The following is a 21,441-nucleotide window of genomic DNA, read 5'->3' on the forward strand; positions in this document are numbered from 1 at the left end:
AATCTTCAAAACAAGTGCGCAATTGTTGAAGTTTGCAGTTAGAAAATGATTAAACTTTTTTATAAAAAATGTACAATACTTCACAAAGAAAATGATCAATCTTTTTTCAAAACGGGTTCTTTTAAAATTGGGTTTTTAAGGTATTTTGATCAAATTTTATTTTAAAGCTACAATTATAGGACACAATGTTTTTTTCTGCAATGGGGCCAGCTTTTTTAGTAACGTTAATAGACATTGTGAAGGAGTACACTTAAACTAAGGGCAGAATAATTAACAATGTATGATAAAATAGACAAAAAATAGGGGGGGTTTTATGCTAATTGGTCAAATCAAGGAGATTGTTCGTCATCCTGTAAAATCTTTTTATGGGGAGAGCGTACAAAAAACAAAATTAATGGAGTATGGCTTGTACGGAGACCGTAGTCATGCTTTTTTAGATGAAACAAGGCCTGGAAAGTTTTTAACAATAACACAGTTTCCAGAAATGGTTCGATATAAAGCAAGATTCGTAGGTAAAGAGTCGGTGGATGTATATCCCAAAGTTGAAATATTGACACCTGAAGGTAAGATTTTTAATTGGGGGGATGAAGAATTAACGAATGAAATTGAGCACAAATCGAAACGGAAAATTTCTGTTGTTACATATCCCCCTACTCACGTACCTTTAGGAGCAATTGAAGAAGAACACATTCAACTTGTTACTGATGCTTCATTAGATAAATTGAAAGAAATATGGGGAAAATCAGAGATTGATTATAGACGTTTTCGACCTAATTTATTTATAGCATTAAAGGAAAAAATCCCCTTTATAGAAGAACAATGGTTTGGTAAACGAGTTAGGATAGGGAATAAAGTTGAAATAGAATTAAAAAGGCATTGTGAAAGATGTATGATTATTACCGTTAATCCTGAAAGTGCAGAAAGAGATGCGACTTTGCTAAAAACAGTTGTAAAAGAAAGAAGCAATTATTTTGGCGTATATGCTTCTGTTATAAAAACTGGTGAAATTCATGTGGGTGATGAAGTCATTCTTCTTGAATAAAGTTTTGCTTTGCCAAAAAACAAATAAAATAAAAAATGTTTCTTATTTAAAGATTGTGAAAGCATCTTTCTTCATGAAGGGGCAAGATTGGTGGAACAACTTCTCTAAAGAAAACTAAATCTCCTACCTAAATTTTAGAGGGATTAATATACTAAAGTATTCCAAACTTAATTATATTAAAAAAAGATATAATAGTTTTTATAGTTTGCGTAATATTTTAATTCTTAAAAGGAGATTCGTTTTAATGAATATTTTAATTTTAGGTGGAACTGGACGAGTTGGAGCTAAAATAGTTACTCATGCCCTTCACGATAGTCATCATGTTACTCTGCTAGTTCGGACTCCAGAAAAGGTTCAAATAAATCATGAAAATTTAACTATTATTCAAGGTAATGTTTTGAATAAAGATGCTATTTTACGCTCACTGCATGGAATTAATGTTGTTATTAGTGCGCTCAATACAGATGGGACAACCACTCTATCAGAATGTATGCCATTTATTATCGAAGCTATGGAAAAAGAAGGTATAAAACGAATTATCACTATAGGAACTGCAGGTATCTTGCAAAGTAGAGTTAGCCCAAATTTATTACGTTATCAATCAAGTGAATCTAAGCAAAAGTCAACCCGTGCAGCCGAAGAACATCATAAAGTCTACGATATGCTTAAACAATCAAAACTCGAATGGACGATTGTCTGTCCTACATATTTACCGGATGGGGAAAGGTTAGGTAAATATCGAACGGATAGTAATTTTTTGCCAGAGGGTGGTGTTAAAATTTCAGTGCCGGATACTGCTGAATTTGCATATAGCCAAATAAAAAGCAGTGATTATATAAAAATGCGTGTAGGTATTGCCTATTAAATAATGAAGGTATCGCCCTATTAAATAATGTAATTATTCCATTAAAGGGCGCGTTTATTTAAATACGCGTGTTTTTTATCAAAAGTGACATTTTCTGTAATAATATTATGTTAAAGTTTAGATGATGTTGTGTGGAAGCACTTAAACTATCGAAGTAGGTTAATGCAATGTGAAAAATTTTTGAGGAGGATGAATAATGATAAAGAGTTCATCTAAATTGGAAATTGTTTTAGGAGTATTAACGGCATTAACAGGGTTACTTTATTTACTTCAATTTTTTGGTCAAACTGAATCAGAAGTAGTTACTTGGGGATTAATAGCTGTTGTTTTAGGAGGAATTGTTGTCTTCCAAGGATTAATTAAAGATAAAGTCAATAATGTAATAGAAGGTGTTTTAATATTTTTTGTATTGTTAATTCAAATCCCTGCTATTTTGTTATGGTTTATCTTTAGTGGGAGTAGTATATCCGATGGGACGCCAACAAGTAATTTTGTTGCTCACTGGATATTCGCAGCTCCACATATAGTAATTGCTTTATTTGCGCTGACTTTAATCGTTTCTTTGCTAAGAAGGAGAATAGTTTGACCTATTTCTTATTGTACTAACAAGGTCTTTAGTAAAATTACCGGAAAGATTTATATGTACCTCTTTTTATTTTTAAATATTCAGCATTCAGGCGTGTTTATTTAGGAACACGTCTTTTTCTTTTAAACGGCTATCCTCTTAAAAATAAACAATCTACTTGGATATTGGTGCTAAAATATAAGGGAGATTGTTAAAATATATTTTAGCTGACGAGACAGTTTATTGGCTATTCTATTATGTTAAATATACACAAATGAATACTTATTTAGATGAACACTAAGTTCAAAGTAAGGAAAGATAGCATATGAACATGGATGGATTTCTCATAGGAATTTTACTTTTGATTATTGGTTTAATATTATTTCTAATAGGTATTAAAGATTTTAAGGAAACTTTAAAAGATGTTAATGGGCTTTCGCTTAGGAAAAGAGTCGTAATATATATTTTAGAATTATGGGACTGTTTAAGTTTAACAAGCTATTTGGCTTGGATATTATGTTTAGGTCTAATTTTTTTATTTAGTGGTACCGTATTTATCTGTTTCTCACTCTCAATATTTAAATAGTTTTATATTAACCTTTAGTAGATGAATATAAATATAATAAGGAACAGTTGAAAATTTGAGGAGTGGAATGAATGGGGATTAGAAAAGCATGTATTGATGATTGCAAGCAGATTTCTTTGTTATTAAACCAGTTGGATTATCCAAATACCGAACCTTTTTTAAAAGAAAAAGTTCAAATACTTCTTATGGACCCGAATGAGGAATTATTGGTATTTGAAGAAGAAAAAAATGTCATTGCCTTCATTTCAGTTCATTTTATACCACAATTAGCTGTAAAGGGAGATTTCGCAAGAATAAGTTATTTTGCAGTTGATAAAAACATTAGAAGTAAGGGAATAGGGCGTAAGATGTGAAGAATATTGTACTAATTTAGCTATTAAAAGAAATTGTGATAGAATTGAAGTGCATTGCCATTCAAGGAGAAAAGAGGCACATAGGTTTTATATGCGACAAGGGTTTACTGAATCCCCAAAGTACTTTATTAAAATGTTACCTCAATCTTACTAATATCTGTATTCTTCAACTCAATGGAGGAGATAGAAATATCTAATGTTCATAGCTACTGGGAAAACTACACCTTTATTTTTGATGAAAACAGAACATGTATTTGATTTTCCGAATTTTTATGGTAACTAGAAAGTGGAAAAAGCTATTAGTTCGTTATATTACTAATGGATGCGTTTATATTCTTGAATAAATGAATGGGAAAATAATTAATAAACCCAGCTAATCTTTCGCATGAAAGTAGCTGGGTTTTAAAATTAGTTGTGAAAAATAACACCTATATATTTTAAATAAATTAAAGGTATAGCTAGTTCCGATAACGATATATACTAGTAAGCTTCCGTCTTATTTGTATATTATTTATTTTAGAGCGTTTATTACGATTTTTGCTGCCTCTGCAATAAGAGCATCGTCATAAGTAGCGTCCTCAATATTACGGTCAGATAGAATAGCGATGACAATTGGATCACGATCAGGTGGCCAAACAATTGCAATGTCATTTCTTGTGCCGTAACTTCCTGCACCACTCTTATCACCAACGACCCAGTCTTTAGGTACACCAGCTCGGATTAGTGTATCTCCAGTGGTGTTCCCAACTAACCAATCTTTTATGAGTGCCTGCTTTTCTGAAGGAAGCAAGTCACTAATCACGTATGTTTGCAGACTTGTGGCAAGTGCTCTCGGTGTACTTGTGTCACGGGTGTCTCCTGGAACTATGAAGTTCAAATCAGGCTCGAAGCGATCTGACTCTGTAACCATATCTCCAATATTCCTAAGTGCAGATTCAAATCCTGCAGGACCTCCCAGTTTATTGAAAAGTAGGTTCCCTGCTGTATTGTCGCTGTAGCGGATTGCAGCCTCTGCAATATCTTTTAGAGACAATCCTGTATCTACGTGTTTCTCTGTGATCGGTGAATATGTGACCAAATCATCCTTCGTGTAAGTAATCATTTCATCAAGCTCATTCAATGATTTCTGTTCAAGAATTGCACCTGCAGCAAGTGCTTTGTAAGTAGAAGCAAAGGCGAACCTCTCATCTGCTCGATAGGAGGTACTCTTACCCGTTTCAGTATCGATTGCATATACTCCCAAGCGGGCATCGAACTGACTCTCAAGTTGTCTAAATGTCTCTTCTGCATGAACTCCTGCTTCCTCTTTGGTTTCCTGTTCGGGCGGGGGAGCAGGTGAAGTGGCAGCATTCGTGCAACCAGCTAGCATGATTAGAATGAATATTGATATAAGGAGGGTTCCTTTATGTTTATGTAGTCTGCATAATGTATGCATTAATCATAACCTCTTTTCTATTAAATGATATATTTCAAAGTTTATTCATCGGCGTTTTACTGGCTTGAATCGATTAAATCTCCACCTTTCTCAATACAAGTATTACACGTGTAATACAATATTACATTCGTAATCTGTTTTGGTCAACCTTTAAGAATCAAAATATTTCTCTAAATAGGATAGATTGATAAACTGGAACTGGCGTGATATTATTTGAATATTACAGTTGTAATTCTGGGAAGTGGTTATATTTATGAAAAAGTTTTTATTTAACTTTCCGCTTTAAGTAGAAAGCAACAAAGTCCGAGGAATTTTTAGTGTGACCGGTGAGACATGGAGGTTAATAACATGTTTTTTACATACTTTATTATCTGTTTTATAGTGTCTTCTTTAACCATTTCAGGAATTATACTGGTGAGGAGAGTATTCCAAAAACAATTATCACCAAAAGGGCAATATAATTTATGGTTTTTATTGTTGTTTGCATTGATACTGCCTTTTATTCCAGTTCAATTATTACCTTTTGAATATTCCTATAGTGCTTTGGATGTCAACCAAAGTAACGGAACAAGTCCTTCCAATATGATTACAGAGGATATTCAACACTCAAATTGGATTCAGGACTATTCCATATCTGTCAATCGGTATAATCTGGAATATCTAAATATCATTACAGCTTGTATATGGATCGCTGGGCTGCTTACCATGACCGTTCTGGCAGTAAAGGCATGGCTTGAAGTAAAAAAAATTAAAAGAACAACATACCCTTTGGAAAATAAAGGCGTGCAGTTTTTGTTTGAACAGTGCAAAGAGCAATTGAATATATCGGGAAATTTAGTTGTAGGGGAATCACCGTATGTCAAATCTCCGATGACATTTGGCATTTTCAGAAATTATGTCGTGTTGCCTGGCAATTTTGACGAATGGCTGTCTATGGATGAAATCAAATATATTTTTTTGCATGAGCTTAATCATTATAAATCTAAGGATATAGCTACGAATTATCTCATCGTTATTTTTCAAATCATTTACTGGTTCAATCCACTAGTTTGGATTGCTTTTCGAAAAATGAGATTAGATCGTGAAATTGCCTGTGATTATGCGGTATTAAGTTCCTTAGATGAGAATTGTCATAGAGAATATGGGATAACAATCATTAATTTTATAGCCAAAGTTTCACGACAGAAAAACTTTATTTTAGCTAATCAATTTCATGGCTCCAAAAAGCAAATTAAAAGTCGCATAGAACGTATTGCTTCCTATAAAAAAGAATCAAAGATTTTGAAGCTAAAAAGTAAAGCGATTTTTACTATTTTAGGGGTATTGGTTGCTAGTCAGATTCCGTTAATTTCTGCCATGGCTAATGATAATAATCATTATGATTTTAAAGATGAAAAGGCTCTTTATATGGACCTAAGTGAGCATTTTACCGGCTATGATGGGAGCTTTGTCTTATATGATATCCAGACTGATCAGTATCAAATATATAATAAAAATAAAAGTACTTTGAGAGTATCTCCGAATTCTACTTATAAGATTTATAGTGCATTGTTTGGACTGGAATCAAAAATCATATCAAATGAAAACTCTACGATAAAATGGAATGGCACACAATATCCCTTTGATTCTTGGAATTCGGAACAAAATTTAACGACGGCGATGAAAAATTCAGTGACTTGGTATTTTCAGGAATTAGATAAAAGAACCAAGGCTGGGATTATCCATTCTTATTTGAAACGAATCAATTATGGTAATTTAGACATGTCTGGAGGAATCAATGAATTTTGGCTAGAATCATCATTAAAAATTTCTCCAGTGGAACAGGTACAATTATTAAAGGATTTGTATACAAATCAATTAGGGTTTAAGGAAAAAAACATTCAAACCGTTAAAGAGGCAATTAAACTCGAGGAAAAAAATGAAAAGATTCTTTATGGAAAAACGGGAACAGGCACCGTCAATGGCAAAGAAATAAATGGTTGGTTTATCGGATATGTAGAGAACGGAGAAAATACGTATTTCTTTGCAACAAATATACAGAATGAAGAAAATGCCTCTGGAGAAAGGGCAGCCGAAATGACCTTATCCATTTTGAAGGACAAGGGAATATATTAAGTAAAGCTTGATAAAAAGATACTACGAAAATCTTTTGAGCTACAAAAGGAGGTGGAACAGAATGTCTAAAAAAATTCCTAGTATCTCTGAATCTGAATGGGAAATTATGACGGTACTCTGGGAAGAGGCACCACTTACTGCTAATGATGTGATTTCCACTCTACAGGAACGGACAGATTGGAAACCTAAAACCATACGTACTCTCTTAGATCGTCTTGTCAAAAAAAATGTAGTTGGTGTGAATAAAGAACAAAGGATTTATACTTTTTTCCCACTATATTCGCAGGACGAATGCCAGCATGCGGAGGCGGAATCTTTTGTTAAACGAATTTATGGTGGAGCACTGAAGTCAATGTTGGTCCAGTTTATCCAGGAAGACTCCTTATCCGAAGAGGATATCCAGGAATTACGTTCCATTTTGGATCCAAAGCAGAAAAAACAACCTCATTAAAGAATGCAAATATTTTAAGACATTCTTTTTTGTCGTATGGATTTTAGTAAAATAACTGTCAAGTCATTGTGTATTTCTTTTGCATTTATAATATTTTTCTAGATGGTTTTTACATCTAGAGTTTTTAACTGGGTATCGAACATTCAGTACGATTAAACGAATTTCAACCTAAAAAAGCCAACTTCCTGATCAATAAGGAATTCGGCTTTTTTGTTTGGCCAGTTATTTTATGGCTTAGTTAGTCTAATTAAAGAACATTTATTGTACAAATTGGACGGCGACTCCAGATATAAGTCATCATTAATTTGCAGGTATTATTTAACCTGATACCAATATAAAGAGAAGTCATTCATTGTTGAAGCGTACCCCTGCTGTCTTAACATTGTTGTTATGTTGCCTCGATGATAAGTACCATGATTAACAACATGAAATAAAATTTCTGAATAAGTAGTTTCTCTAGTACCTGTCCAAGGATTATTCAAATTAAATTTTCTTTCTAAATCTTTTTGGCTACTCATCCATTCTTCATAATGTGAAGCTAGCTCCTCATAAGACTTAACAAATTCTTCTACAGAATATAACTTAGTCCTTTCTAAGAAAGCCTTAGAAGCTTCCAATGCTTCTTGCATATCAATTCCTTTAAGTACTTGTAACCACATAACATCTACCACATAGATGTGAGCAAACGTTTGAGCAATAGTTGGATATGAACTACTAACCTCTTCATATAGGACATTGCTTGGTAATTCTTTTATTCTTTCTAATAATACCTTATTAGCCCAAACATGGTACTCGTACATATTTTTTGCATGATTCATTTAACATCTACTCCTTAACAACCAGATTTTAAAAATGTATATTTGAATTATAAAAAAAGATATATGACAGCATGTTGTCATATATCTTTATAAACTTTAATTAATTTTTTTGCCTCATCTATTAAAATTGATTGCAGTTCTACAGGTTTTATAATTTTAACCCGACTCCCGAAGCTTAAAAGAATAGATTTAAGCCACCCAGCATGTAGAGGTTGATAAACAGAAATTGTAATTGTCATGCTTCCATCACTGTTTATGACTTTTGAAGAAATCTGGAATTGGTCCAATGCTTCTGCTAAGGAATTATGATTCACCCAGATTACTACATCCTCAACCCCTTCTAGACTACAGTCTGAATAAGATAAATCACCTTTCATTACGTGCTTTTGTAGAAACTTTTCTTGTGTTAAAGTAATACTCATCATACGTGAAACTCTAAATTCTCTATAATTCTGACGCTCTCTACAATAACCATATATATACCAGTTACGAAACTTATAATGAAGATAAATAGGTTCTAATTCCCGTGATGTAAATTCATTTTTGTAATTTACATAATCAAAGCGGATTACCCTTTTTTCATTTATTGCTTTTCGTAAACCCATTAATGAATTTGGTTCTGTTCTATGGCTTTCCAAGTCAACCAATAAAGTGTTATCGCCATTACTTGTATCAAGTAGTTTTAATCTATCTATCGTATATTCAAATTCCTTCTCTTCAAAAATACTCGATAAACTACTTAATACTGTGATTAGATTCAATATATCATAAGAACTCATTAAGCTTTTATCAAATTTGTATCCTTCTATTATACCAAACCCTCCGTTAGTACCTTGGTAAGAAACGACAGGTATTCCAGCAGCACAAATAGCTTCGATGTCTCTATAAATTGTCCGCGATGATACTTGAAATTCCTCAGCTAAACTAGATGCCGACAAAATTTCATTATTTAAGAGCTTGAATATGATTGATATCAAACGTTCTAATTTCAATTCTCATTTCCTCTCCTTAGGTAATTGATTAAGCGAGCATTGTCATCCTACAGATGTACATTTTATTTTTTCGGTCCTTTGTCAAATGTTGGGGTAACACTTGAGAGAACAAGAGAATTTGAGTATAAGATTAACTTTTCCTGCCCATACATTTCTTCCGAAGCGTAGCGAGGAAGGAATGTATGGGTAGGTCGCGGCTCGCTTCGCTCCCTCACCCAACATACAACCCTATTTTTCTATACATGTGACCTAATAATATTTTTGCTTTAAAGTGCTCATATTTGCGGAAGCCATAAGCATTTCGCTTGAGCACTTTTGATTTATTGTTAATACCTTCTAAAAACCCGTTTGAATAGTTAAAGACAAAGCTATTTAAGATTTCTACCTGCCAGTTTTTTATCGTTTGAATACGTTTTATAAAAGATGGAATGTTTGCCTCTTCTACCTTGCGGTAAAACGCTTCTAAACCTTCCTTCACCTTTTGAATATTCTTCTCTTCCTTAGCTTGTGTAAACCACTTTTTATACGCTTCTTTTAACTCATAGGCTTTTTTTAATTCAGGTGATAATCCAAGATAACGGTTTAAATACCAACGCTCATCTTCTGTTAATTTTGCAGAGTTTTTATGTAAAACAAATCGCATACGTTTACATTTTTTGCGATCATAAGCATGCATTTCTTTTTGAACTTTCCTTCTGACGTCATCTAAAGCCCAATGAATATAACGACAATAATGGAATCGATCCGCTACAATGATTGGCTTTGCTAATGCTTGATGGACAGCTGCTTTAAAGCTTCCATTCATGTCCATCACAACAATTTCTACATCTTGTCCATATTTTTGTAAATATGTTTTTATCGTTTGTAGTCGCCGATTCGGCAAAATATCAATTGGTTCATGTGTTTCCGCATTTGCTATAATTAGCTGATATTCCCCGGCATCTGTATCTGCTTTATATTCATCAATGGCAATCGCCTTTGGTAAACGAAACCCTTCTGGTAACGCTGCTTTTGTCTGTTTATTGAATCTACGTAGTATCGTTGAAATGGATGTACTGAGTATCATTGCAGCATCTTTAAATGTTTTTGATTTAACCGATTGAATAATCATGGCTTGATTTGTTTCCTTAGAAAAACGCTGGTAACGCTCAACAAATGGGGCCTTTTCGGCAAATCGCTTCCCACAAATACAACGATAACGGCGGCATTTATACATCAATTGCGTTGAACGTCCCCACATTGGAAGATGCCCAATCTTACGCATTCGATAGTCATGTACTTTCGACGTCTTTTCACCACATGCTGGACAAATGTGTTCTTTTATGGGTATTGAAATATACACTAAAATTCTATTTTCTTGTTCAACAATTTCCTCAAGGTTTACTCCTTTTAATCCTGGTAAATGCATGTTAAAATTCATATTGCACAACTCACCTTTACTACTTGTTTCTCGTCAATTCAAGTATAGTAAAATAGGTGATGTTGTGCATTTTTATTTTAGAAATTGTTTAAAAACCCCAACATTTATTATAGAACCATTTTTTCTAGTATTTCAATGAATTTATCCAACCTTTAAAAATATCAGGTTATTTCTATAACTTTCTATTATATCAATTTTAATCCTCCTGCATAGTTCAGGAAAATCATGAAATATTGATATAATTAGTCATGGATAATGAATTAATCTACAATGGTATTTTCTGGTAAACAAAACAACCCCTCTAATGAACATGATAAGCATTAATGTATAGTCACAATTTTTAAGATGAACTAGAGAAATTGACAATTGTAAAGGAGATGGAGATGAATGCAATACATAATTACAGCTTATGATGGCACTGATGATAAAGCAATCGATAGAAGATTAATGGCAAGGGAGGATCATTTAAAATCAGTGGAAAAGAGAGTGAAAGAAGGCCAGCATTTATACGGTGCCGCTATACTTGATGATGATGGAAAATGATAGGATCGATGATGGTAGTGGATTATCCATCGATAGAAGAGTTGAATAATTGGCTGAAGGTTGAACCTTATGTGGTGGCAAATGTATGGCAGAAAATAGACATACAGCCTTGCAGAGTAGCACCGATATTTATGAAACTTAATAATTAAGGAAGATCATGAAGCATACTTTAGAACAAGAAAGTATGCTTGTAAAGATTTTTTTAGCAAACGGGCAGTTTCGATTGAATAGGGTTAAGTGGTATTGGAAATAAATTTTAGTTAATTAATTAAGGGAGCAATTCTCTAATAAGGAATGCGTCTATTTTCATTTAAGGGCGTTTTATGGTGAACATGTTTAACATGGGGATGGGTAGACGTTTTTAATTATTACCACATAGCACTCCCCTAATAACGTAATAACTGTTAATATATTACAAAAGAGGGGGTGTGCTTGTTAGATTTGTTTAAATATATGAAGTATGTACCGTTGATTGTCTATTTGATTGGTCTAATTCTTTTCGGTATTCCACTTGCTTTTTACGATATAGAAGTTGTGATAATTGTTGAATATCATTTACTTTTCGGATCTTTTTATTTCCTTACCATCCTTGAAGATTTTTTCAATATCAGTAAAAAATGCGGTATGTTAGTACGTCTAGTAAACATTATTATTATTATTATCTTATTGAGTACATCTATCCTATATAAAAATACATTTTCCATAATTTTTCCCACAATATTTTTAGTTATGTTTAGTTTGGAATTATATTTAAACAGTAAAAAAATAAGCCAAAAGGATTTTTGGCTAAAACTTATTAATTCAAGGAGAGTTAAGTAGTTTATAGTTTTCCCTTTATAGGGCGCATTTCCAGAGTAGATATTTGCGCTTTTTTGCATGAAAGGGCCAGCGTGTGAACAATTGTTAGATGTCTAGGTTAAACTTTTGAATAAATTCTGTTGTAAGATAAATTAGCTTTTGGCAATCAGGCGCTTTCGGTACAGAAAGCGCCTGATTGCGAAAGTCGGCCTTGCCTTTCGTAGCAGAAAAGGGACATCTCATACCCTTTGAAATGTCCCCATTTTACTCCTATAATGATTCACCTGTTAGCAATCTTCCTAAACTTAGCCAATTCTCTTGCACTAAACTTGCAGCCAGTTCAACATCCTTGTGCTTACATGCTTCAATAATTTCTTTATGCTGCTGGACGGAGGAGAGTCCCTCCAGTGTTTTGAACTTGGCAAATTCAAGACGCCTTACTTTTGGAATAACTCGTTCTAAAGCTAATGAAATTTCTGTGTTTTGGGAGGCAAGGATAAAGACATCGTGAAAACAATCATCCGCAAGTACAGCATTAATGCTATCTTTTTCTTCAAGAGAGCTCCTTAGTTGTTCATTGTATTTTTCTAATAAAGAAATGTGACTTTGATCCAGTAAAGGAACAGCTAATCTCGTAGCTAGACTATGAAGTGCTGCAACCACTGTAAAAGCATGTTTTGCTTCCTTCTCATTTAACAACGTTACCCTTGTTAGAGAACCTGGCAGAGACTCCACCAAGCCTTCTGTTTCTAGTCTTTTAAGTGCTTCTCTGACTGGTGTGCGGCTTGTTCCGAATTGTTCGGCAAAATCAGTATCTTTAATACGCTCTCCAGGCTGGAATTGCAACGTAATGATAGCATGTTTTAATTGATTGTAAATTTCATCTCTTAATGGAGGACGAGTAATTTTTTTTATATTTTTCATAAAGTTAATATATACCTAGAAAAAAACAGTGTCAATAAACAGAAACTAGTCAAAGCAATAGTGGATTTTGTTAAAGGATTTGCGCATCTCGATGACTTTCTTTCTTACATTCTCAGTGTTTTCTCTTCCGTTAAGAATATTTACAATAAAATCAGCAATTGTTGCCATATCACTTTCTTTCATTCCAAGTCTAGTAATCTCAATTGTTCCGATCCTTAAACCACTAGGGTAATCCCAATCCTCAGGCCGATCACTAGGAATTAAATTTTTATTGGTAATGATGTTTGCTTCTGCTAGTAGATGAGCAACCTCCAAACCACCGCCAAAACTTTTTACATCTAAGATTACTTGATGTGTAGTGGTAAAGCCTTTATGTGCTCCTAACACTTTTATACCCCGGTCGTGCAGTTCCTTCCCTAATGCCTGTGCATTTTTTACAATTTGCGCCATGTATTCTTCCCCATATGCTAAAAACTCAGCTGCAGAAGCTGCTAAGGCTGCAACTCTATTAACTTGGTGAGTAGCAGCTAGTGCTGGGAAAATTACATCCGTCACAGGCTTAGTCAAACTTGGATCATCCCAAATAATGATTCCGCTTTGCGGACCACTAAAGGTTTTACCAGCTGAGCCTGTAACGATACAAGCTCCCTCTCTCAAAGGATCTTGGAATTGACCTCCACCGATTAGTCCTAATTGGTGTGCGCCATCAAAGAAAATCTTTCCATCCCATTCCTTTACAATCGACGCCATTTCTTTAATAGGGAAAGGGAATAAGGTCATGGATGCTCCTAGTGTAACTAAAACAGGTTTGATTTTCCGTGCCTCTGCTGCAAATTTGTCTAAGTCAACTACTAAGTCAACAGGATCCATCGGGATATCATAAATGTTTAAGCCTCTAATACCCGCAGGTCCATCAATTCGATTGCTTGAATGGCCGCCTAAAGGCTGGGATATAGTCATTATATTATCACCAGGTTTTGTTAAAGCGGCATATACTGTCATATTTCCAATCATACTGGCTACAAGTCTATGATCTGCATAATTACAACGGAATACTTTTTTCAAAAGTTCAACACAAAGTGATTCAATCTCGTCAATATACTTAGTTCCCGCAAACCATCTTGCCGTTGGTCCGATATGACCCTCAGCAGCACGAGTACCAACTTCAGCGGATAATAGTTTTCTTACTGTCGGACTGGTAGGAGCCTCAGGGGCAAGCAAGTTGAGACACTCTTCCCCTCTGTAAACCGCATTTCTTTCAACAGCATTGATTACTTCCAATTGCATTAGGCGTGGAGATGAACATTGGTCAAGTAAATTTCGCGCCCATTCCAAAACTTTCTGGTCATGTACTTCATTGTAAGTAGTTGTCGGTGTTGCGTTGTTCATTTCGTAAAACTCCTTTCTCATATAAAAATAGATTCAATCCAATAAATTGGTGAAAACATCATTCACCTATAAACCAATATATCGGTTAACAAGTTTGTAGTCAACTGAATTTTTAGAATTTTCCTTATATTGAAGTGTTTAACGGAAATAAGTCGATATGTTTATTTAATACTAACTATCGATCTAAATGATGTAGGTTACATAAGGGATTAACTTTGAAAATAGGGTGAATAAAAGAGTAAACCCCAAATTCAATTAAAAGCTATAGGGGTACCAAGTTTAGAGTATATTTAATACTGATTCATTATATTGGGGGTTTTTTATAAAAAACGCAGAAGTATAAATTAATCTGATCTTTTAGCCGGTCAAAGTTACTTTTGCCAAAGGAATCGGATTAACGGACAAGGTTTGTGACTTGAAGGCATTATTAATATGTAATCTTTTCGTATATTTTGTAAAACCAATACTCATATTTCCATTGATTTCAATTCGATAACTGACTCTTGTTCCCAGAGAAAAACACCTCACGATTAGGTACTTACCATCCTTTTTGAGACAATAAGAAAACACCCTACTTTACAGTTAGTTGGCGGTATTTTACCGGCGATTGGCTGTTTAGTTTCGTTTGAATACGGATATTGTTATAATAATTTATATAGTTTTCGACGATTTGGATCACATGCGCATTCGTTGTGCGATTGATTCCGTCGAGATAGAACGTTTCAGACTTTAGCGAGGAGTGAAACGTTTCAATTGGAGAATTATCAGCGGGCGTGCCTTTACGAGACATGCTCATGGTAATTCTTTTTTCTTTTACTGCCTTTTGATAGTCATAGGACGTATATACAGAACCTTGATCGCTATGCAGGATACAGCCTTCAGGTAATTCTGGTAGCTGATTTAATGTATCTAAAACAAACTCTGTATCTTGAGTAAATCCGATTGTACGCGCTACAATCTCGCCATTAAAGACATCTAGAATACTTGAAAGATACATCATTGATTGACCAAAAGGCAAGTAGGTAATATCTGTTACTAACTTTTCAAATGGTGCTTCCGCTGTAAATTCACGATTTAATAAATTCGGTGCGACGTATGCTGGTTGTCCAGTGCTTTTACGTTTCTTCACTTTTACTCGACACTGCCAATTATATTTTTGCATTACTTTTTGTACTGTATTTTCACTTATCGGTTCTCCATAAATGCTTGTGATTTTTCGGTATCCGTATCGATATTTATGAAGTTTACACAACTCACCAATTCTCTTATCCCGAATATCTTTCTTTGTTTCAACGTTATTATTCTTTTTCCAACGATAATAAGATGATCTACCTACCCCCAAGTGGTCACAGATTTCACCAATTGTCATGACTTCTTTTAGTTCTTCTACCAATTGCACAACTATTCTTGGCACCACTTCCTTTCCAATTCTGCGTACTTTTTTAAAACTTCAATTTGTTGCTTTAAATAACGATTCTCAGCCTTTAATTTAGCTGTTTCATTTTCATATTCTGGTCCTTTACCAAAGGTATATTGCTTTCCAACTGGCTGTTCAAGGCGATGAAGTTCTCCATTTCGATACCACTTCATCCACGTTTTTAGTTGTGTATAATTTCGAATATTCAATTCTTCTAAAACTTGATTAACAGGTATTCCTGCTAACCTCATTTCGATTGCTTTCATTTTAATTTCTACTGGATAACTAACTCTTGTTCCCATAGAAAAAACACCTCCACGTTGGATTTATAGGTTTAATACCCGTTTTTCAACGAAAGGTGTTTTTATTTGTCTCATTTTTAGGACCGCCGAAAATATAGCAGCATTCTACAATTATTTTAATAATGCTTTTGAAAATTAAATCCAGTTTCATTTAAATGGTAAATTGAATAAATAGATAATTTCTATCAGACCTGTCTCAAAGTAAGAATGCAAATTTAATTAAACTATAAAGTGATTCATATACAATAGTAATTTATCTGAAACTAAGCTAGTCCTAAGCAGGTTTTCTTATAACAAATTAGAGTTCAATTTTAAATAATGGTAAATTTAGTAACTGCGTATGAAAGGTCAACATACTTTATTTCTGATTTTCTTTAATGAGGCCAGGCAGAAAAAACATTGGATAGATTAATAAAAATAAATTAGGGATCCACCATGATGGATCGAAGTCACTTCTAATTATCCAGAATGAAATTGCTTGAAGGCCAGAACAAGATGTTAATACTAAAGATATAATAGCTATTTTAGTCCAAGAGGGATATCCTTTTTTATAAAAATATAAACTTATGAACCCAGTTATTGAAATTAGTAAATCAAGGGGAAAGAATGACCAGTTCCAAGCAGAAAGAATAGGATTGTTATAATCCTTAAACAGATACTTATCGGGAATAATATGTAATAAAGTGATGACCCAATATATTACAAAACCTATATCAGTTACCCAAAAAAAATAACGAAGCGATTTCATTTTTCTCCTCCTAACAATTTATCTAGTAAATACGTTTGGAGGCAAGAATGGTTTCATAGAAATGAAAAGTAAAGTAAAGATGGCTAAATACCGATACTTTTTGATATGATTTACGTTTATTATCATGGCTGCTGAAATAAATTTATTATTATATTACCAATCCAAATTATAAATGCTGCCCAAATCAATATAAAAAGGATACCAACATACCAATTTTTAGGTTTTCCATTTTTCTTTATTTCTTCTGCTCTAAATCTATACTCTTCGATTACATGTGGTGGGATTAGTTTTAAGGCCAAGAAAATTCCAATGGGAACTATGATTAAATCATCAAGATAACCTAGCACTGGAATGAAATCTGGAATTAAATCTATCGGACTAAAAGCATAGGCTACTACACAAATAGCAAATACTTTAGCATACCAAGGAACTCTATCATCCTTATATGAAAGATATAGTACGAATAAATTTTGTTTTAAGTTTCCTGCAAAATTCTTCAATTTAGTTAATGTGTTTTGTTGTTTCACTATAGTTAAGTCTCCTTTAAATAAGAAAGGATACAAACAGTTTCCAAAATCCCGCTTAAAAAACGACTTATTTGAAATTTCTTATGTATCTTTGAGCTTTTAATCTTTTAAAAATCTCATCAACTTGTTCCATTAATATGTTGAAGCCGTTTACTCCTGAGATTAAAAATCCATGTAACTTAGTTTTTATACATCAATGTAACTAATATCGTAAATATTATCCATTTATTTTACCTTAAGTTAAAATAAGGAAATATTTATATATATATAGTACTAGTAATAATATTCGAAAAATATATTCCTTTCTACAAAATTTGTGGCTGATTATAAAGGATGATAAATTTTTATAGAAACTTATCGTTGTTTTTAAGTTGTTAGGTAAAAGGATATACTCAAGAGTATTATGAAAGCGCTTTAAAAAAGGTATAATTGCTTAGATCAAATTTCACATATAACACATTTATTTAATATACTTAACATAAAAGTAATAAAAAAAAGTGTTGAAAATGTGAAAATTGAGTTTTTTTACCCATTTTATTACCAAAAAATTTATGAAATAATTTGTTATAATTCTAAATTAAGAAAATTTTGTAAATAAAGAATAAATTAAGTCATAATTGTTTTGTGTCAATAATAGAATAAATGTAAAAGATTTGCGTGAAATAGAGAGGGTATTTTCCAAATGGAAGGATTGGTGTTTGCGAAATGGTGAAAACTGTTAGTCCTATTTTTAGGAAGTTGTTTCAAACCGTTAAAGATCCATTACTGATTTTAAATACTTCTTGTCAAATCGAGTCAATTAATGACTTTGCAGCGCAATTATTAAATATAGATAAAAATACAAAGCAATTGCCAATGGACGAGCATTCAAAAAATCGTTGGTCTTTATTTTTAGATAAGATTCGCTCAGAAATGGGTGGATTTTGTAAATTAAATATTCATGTTGGTGCAGGAAAATATCAAGAGTTTTATTTAATTGGCTATTACCATGAAGGTAAAAATTTGATTTTTGCTAGAATTTCACCTGCAAAATTTGAAAATAATGTTTTAGAAACTGGTAAACATGAAATTTATTCAATGTTTAATGATATTACACACGGAATATTATTTACTAATATTAATGGTGATATTGTTGATGTAAATGACAAAGCATTACAATATTTACAGTGCGAAAAAAGTAAAATTATTAATAAACAGCATGAATCAATATTTATTAATTTTGTTGACTATCAGTTTAATAAACTTCAATATTTTGCAAATTTAATAAATTGTGGACGAGCATCAATAAATGTATCTAGTATAAATCAGCAAAACGAAGATGTTTATTTTAGATTAGAAAGTAAATTAAATTATAAAATGAATTTGATTGTAACAACGATTACAGATGAAACTGAAAAAGTAGTCTTAAAACAAAAAATGGAACAACAAGAAACATTAAATTCAATTGGACAGATGGCAGCAAGTATCGCTCATGAAATACGCAATCCAATGACATCATTAAAAGGATTTGTGCAATTATTAAAACAAAGTTCCCCAGATGATAGTCAAAAATATTTAAAAGTAATGGATAGTGAACTTCAACGAATGGAAGCAATTTTAACGGAATTGTTATATCTTTCAAAGCCTAAAGAAAGAATGTATAAAGAAATTTCAATTGTTCAAGTAGTTGAAGAAGTTGTTGAGCTTATGCTACAACATGCATTAGCAAACAATATCATTATCAAGCTTGAAAGCTATGATTATTATAAGACAAAAATTATTGGAAATGATAATCGTCTTAAACAAATGCTTATTAACCTCGTGAAAAATGCAATAGAAGTAATGCAGAATGGCGGAACAATTACAGTAAAGCTAGAAAATTTAAATAGTGGGGTTCAAATTTCTGTAATTGATGAAGGGCCAGGGCTTTCAGAGATGGAGTTAAGTCATTTATTTACGCCGTTTTATACAACGAAAGAAACTGGTACAGGTCTAGGTTTAGCTTTAGTAAAAAAAGTAATTGAGGAGCATAATGGTGCTATTAATGTAGAGAGCACTGTCGGGGTAGGGACAACCTTTAAAATTAGCTTGCCAATATGTGAAGAATCAATTTGCGGTGAAAATGATGACAAGATTGTTGAATTGTGGTTTAAAAATGAATTATTAAACCGCTTGCCTGTTGTTTAAATATGTAGTTTAACTAGAGGTTTTTTGACAAATCTTTCTCTTTATCGCTATAATTCATTTATATATTGGTAAAGGATGATTTGTCGTGTCAACTAAAGAAATCAAGCAATCGCTTAAATTATACATTGTTTTATCAAGGGCAAATAAGGCAATTAATGAAGTAACAAATCAATTTTTTCATGAAAAAGGATTAAATCCAACCGAATTTGCGGTACTGGAACTGCTATATCATAAAGGACGACAGCCGTTGCAACAAATAGGTAATAAGATTTTATTAGCAAGCGGTTCAATTACTTATGTAATCGATAAGTTAGAAAAAAGAGGTTACTTAAAACGTGTCTCTTGTCCTTCTGATCGACGAGTAACATTTGCAGATATTACTGAGGAAGGTACAAAATTTATGCAGCAGATGTTTCCAGAGCATGAAAAAAATTTGCATGAATTGCTTAGTGTACTTACTCCAGAAGAAAAAGATACAGCAATTGAACTATTAAAAAAATTAGGGTTGTCTATAAAAGATTTGTCTTATTAAGTTCCATTAGAAAAGGGGAAGCCTCAAATGCTTCCCCTTTTTTTACTCAATTGTTAAGCCCATTTTAATCATAGCATCTGATAAATCGTATTCTTCATTATCATAAATTGTAAGTCTTACAATTTTGTCTTCTTTTTCAAAAACTACCGCTATAACTTCTTCATTTTCAAAATTAGCAATATATGCAGCTGAATTTTCTATATTATTTGCTTCTGAAATATATGGTGCTAAATCAAATGGTTCGTATTGTTCATTAATTACCGCCATTGTTTCTTCAGTGTTTGCAATTAAGTCACTGTAAGACTCATTAATTGCTTCAATACGCATAGAAACGGAATCATCTTTTTCATAATACAAAATATCTTTGCCAGGTTCTTCTGCAGTTAGTGCAAATCCTGGAATTGCTTGTAGTGTATATGTTTCACCTGATATTGGCGTAATATCTTCAGTATATTCCTTGTCATTTGAAGTGAATGTTATAGATGTGCTTTCTTCATTTGTCTCTGTTGTAGATCCTTCTTGTTGTTCCTCTTCATCTGTTTGTTCCTCTTCATTTGTTTGTTCTTCTGCGTTAATATTATCATTATCGCCGTTTGATGTTACTGAATCATTGTCTGGCTCCGATGATGGCTTTTCCGCAGTATTACACGCTGCTAGTACCATAATCGATAGAAATATCGTTATGAAGAAACGAATATTTTTTTTCATAAAAATAGCCTCCTTGATGTGTTAGACGTTTAAAATTACGAAATGTTTCACATCATTATTTTTAATTTTGAATAAAATTGATAAATTATGAAAGTGGTAAAATCATAAACAATAGTAATACAAATACTTCATGGGCAATAATAATAAGCGGCATACTTTGTTTCCATTCATAAAGAGTGCCTAAAATTACCCCCGCGAATAGTGCTGCTACAGCACCAGGAATAAATCCACTGATGATAACAGACAATGCAAATAAAATACTTGTAATAATAACAGCAATTGCTGGTGACATCCATTTTTTTAGTTGCTGCTGAACATATCCACGCCAAAATAGTTCTTCTCCGACGACAACAATAAAGATAAGCAATAAATAGTGCCAAATATTAGTTGGGCCGTAAGTATCTAAGAATTTTGAAATTGATTTTGCAATACTTCCATCGATATTAGTAAGGAGTATATATCCAAGACGCACTATCCCATAAAGAATGGTTCCGTATCCAATACCAAAGATAAAATACTTCCATGTAGGAAGCTCGTCTTTAAATTTATTGGAGATAATTGCTATGGACATCCCGACAAGTAGTGTAAACGTGTATAGATACCAGAAGACTTTGGATTCTTCAAAAGAGTAAGAGAGCATGATATAAATGAATAATAATGAAAGAAGGAGTCCGATTAAATGTTTTGTAATTCTCATATGCTTGACCTCCTTTTTAATATATTAACAAAAAAAAATTCCCCTATC

At 32.9% G+C, this 21,441-nt stretch carries 20 protein-coding genes; 9 read left to right on the forward strand and 11 right to left on the reverse strand.

What is annotated here, in order from left to right; genetic code table 11:
• The first annotated feature begins 313 nt into the window (after positions 1–313).
• The 4 genes from MKY04_RS05880 to MKY04_RS05895 all read left to right on the forward strand — a co-directional run bounded on the left by MKY04_RS05880 (position 314) and on the right by MKY04_RS05895 (position 3,411).
• Positions 314–1,042 (forward strand): MOSC domain-containing protein, encoded by a 729-nt coding sequence (locus MKY04_RS05880; protein WP_126296065.1) that lies wholly within the window; start codon positions 314–316, stop codon positions 1,040–1,042.
• A 244-nt stretch (positions 1,043–1,286) separates the two neighbouring features.
• Positions 1,287–1,907: an SDR family oxidoreductase gene (locus tag MKY04_RS05885; RefSeq protein ID WP_346235514.1), complete on the forward strand. Its 621-nt coding sequence runs from the start codon at positions 1,287–1,289 to the stop codon at positions 1,905–1,907.
• Between the two features lie 196 nt (positions 1,908–2,103).
• Positions 2,104–2,493, forward strand: coding sequence for a hypothetical protein (locus tag MKY04_RS05890; protein ID WP_126296063.1), 390 nt, complete (start codon positions 2,104–2,106; stop codon positions 2,491–2,493).
• Between the two features lie 636 nt (positions 2,494–3,129).
• The gene (locus tag MKY04_RS05895; RefSeq protein WP_221766341.1) at positions 3,130–3,411 is read left to right on the forward strand and encodes a GNAT family N-acetyltransferase; all 282 of its coding nucleotides are present in this window, start codon (positions 3,130–3,132) and stop codon (positions 3,409–3,411) included.
• 511 nt (positions 3,412–3,922) lie between these two features.
• Here the strand turns inward: MKY04_RS05895 and bla are convergent.
• Complete coding sequence (gene bla, locus MKY04_RS05900; RefSeq protein ID WP_126296062.1) at positions 3,923–4,846, reverse strand: class A beta-lactamase; 924 nt, start codon at positions 4,844–4,846, stop codon at positions 3,923–3,925.
• A gap of 348 nt (positions 4,847–5,194) precedes the next feature.
• On the opposite strand from bla, the gene MKY04_RS05905 reads away from it, so the two are divergent.
• A complete protein-coding gene (locus tag MKY04_RS05905) occupies positions 5,195–6,961 on the forward strand; it encodes a BlaR1 family beta-lactam sensor/signal transducer (RefSeq protein WP_185807822.1) in 1,767 nt (588 codons plus the stop codon).
• Positions 6,962–7,022: 61 nt separating this feature from the next.
• Positions 7,023–7,412 carry a penicillinase repressor BlaI gene (gene blaI, locus MKY04_RS05910; protein WP_126296060.1) on the forward strand — a complete coding sequence of 130 codons (390 nt, stop codon included), beginning with the start codon at positions 7,023–7,025 and terminating at the stop codon, positions 7,410–7,412.
• A gap of 314 nt (positions 7,413–7,726) precedes the next feature.
• On the opposite strand, the gene MKY04_RS05915 is transcribed toward blaI, so the two are convergent.
• The 3 genes from MKY04_RS05915 to MKY04_RS05925 all read right to left on the reverse strand — a co-directional run bounded on the left by MKY04_RS05915 (position 7,727) and on the right by MKY04_RS05925 (position 10,642).
• The gene (locus MKY04_RS05915) at positions 7,727–8,230 is read right to left on the reverse strand and encodes a DinB family protein (RefSeq protein WP_126296342.1); all 504 of its coding nucleotides are present in this window, start codon (positions 8,228–8,230) and stop codon (positions 7,727–7,729) included.
• 77 nt (positions 8,231–8,307) lie between these two features.
• Positions 8,308–9,222 carry a helix-turn-helix transcriptional regulator gene (locus MKY04_RS05920; RefSeq protein WP_126296343.1) on the reverse strand — a complete coding sequence of 305 codons (915 nt, stop codon included), beginning with the start codon at positions 9,220–9,222 and terminating at the stop codon, positions 8,308–8,310.
• Positions 9,223–9,433: 211 nt separating this feature from the next.
• Positions 9,434–10,642, reverse strand: a complete 1,209-nt coding sequence (locus MKY04_RS05925; protein WP_346234717.1) for an ISL3 family transposase — start codon at positions 10,640–10,642, stop codon at positions 9,434–9,436.
• A gap of 387 nt (positions 10,643–11,029) precedes the next feature.
• On the opposite strand from MKY04_RS05925, the gene MKY04_RS05930 reads away from it, so the two are divergent.
• Positions 11,030–11,185: a hypothetical protein gene (locus tag MKY04_RS05930; RefSeq protein WP_346235515.1), complete on the forward strand. Its 156-nt coding sequence runs from the start codon at positions 11,030–11,032 to the stop codon at positions 11,183–11,185.
• A 1,068-nt stretch (positions 11,186–12,253) separates the two neighbouring features.
• On the opposite strand, the gene MKY04_RS05935 is transcribed toward MKY04_RS05930, so the two are convergent.
• From MKY04_RS05935 to MKY04_RS05955, 5 genes are all read right to left on the reverse strand, one after another.
• Entirely contained in the window at positions 12,254–12,907 is a 654-nt protein-coding gene (locus MKY04_RS05935) for a GntR family transcriptional regulator (RefSeq protein WP_346235516.1), read from the reverse strand.
• 45 nt (positions 12,908–12,952) lie between these two features.
• Positions 12,953–14,296 carry a serine hydroxymethyltransferase gene (gene glyA, locus MKY04_RS05940; protein WP_126296346.1) on the reverse strand — a complete coding sequence of 448 codons (1,344 nt, stop codon included), beginning with the start codon at positions 14,294–14,296 and terminating at the stop codon, positions 12,953–12,955.
• A 571-nt stretch (positions 14,297–14,867) separates the two neighbouring features.
• Positions 14,868–16,015 (reverse strand): IS3 family transposase gene (locus tag MKY04_RS05945; RefSeq protein ID WP_346235183.1). Its coding sequence is split into 2 segments (ribosomal slippage): positions 14,868–15,742 and positions 15,742–16,015, totalling 1,149 coding nucleotides; the frame shifts between segments, so codons are not numbered across the junction.
• Positions 16,016–16,373: 358 nt separating this feature from the next.
• Positions 16,374–16,763, reverse strand: coding sequence for a YvaD family protein (locus MKY04_RS05950; RefSeq protein WP_126295569.1), 390 nt, complete (start codon positions 16,761–16,763; stop codon positions 16,374–16,376).
• 122 nt (positions 16,764–16,885) lie between these two features.
• Positions 16,886–17,290 (reverse strand): YkvA family protein, encoded by a 405-nt coding sequence (locus MKY04_RS05955; protein WP_126295568.1) that lies wholly within the window; start codon positions 17,288–17,290, stop codon positions 16,886–16,888.
• A gap of 705 nt (positions 17,291–17,995) precedes the next feature.
• On the opposite strand from MKY04_RS05955, the gene MKY04_RS05960 reads away from it, so the two are divergent.
• Complete coding sequence (locus MKY04_RS05960) at positions 17,996–19,456, forward strand: ATP-binding protein (protein WP_126295567.1); 1,461 nt, start codon at positions 17,996–17,998, stop codon at positions 19,454–19,456.
• Between the two features lie 85 nt (positions 19,457–19,541).
• Entirely contained in the window at positions 19,542–19,988 is a 447-nt protein-coding gene (locus MKY04_RS05965; protein WP_126295566.1) for a MarR family winged helix-turn-helix transcriptional regulator, read from the forward strand.
• 42 nt (positions 19,989–20,030) lie between these two features.
• Here MKY04_RS05965 and MKY04_RS05970 read toward each other — a convergent pair whose 3' ends face one another.
• Positions 20,031–20,696: a hypothetical protein gene (locus MKY04_RS05970; protein ID WP_126295565.1), complete on the reverse strand. Its 666-nt coding sequence runs from the start codon at positions 20,694–20,696 to the stop codon at positions 20,031–20,033.
• An 85-nt stretch (positions 20,697–20,781) separates the two neighbouring features.
• Positions 20,782–21,393: a CPBP family intramembrane glutamic endopeptidase gene (locus MKY04_RS05975; RefSeq protein WP_126295564.1), complete on the reverse strand. Its 612-nt coding sequence runs from the start codon at positions 21,391–21,393 to the stop codon at positions 20,782–20,784.
• Positions 21,394–21,441 lie beyond the last annotated feature (48 nt).

This window comes from Lysinibacillus telephonicus (genome assembly GCF_039654155.1).
In the GTDB taxonomy this organism is placed as follows: domain Bacteria; phylum Bacillota; class Bacilli; order Bacillales_A; family Planococcaceae; genus Ureibacillus; species Ureibacillus telephonicus.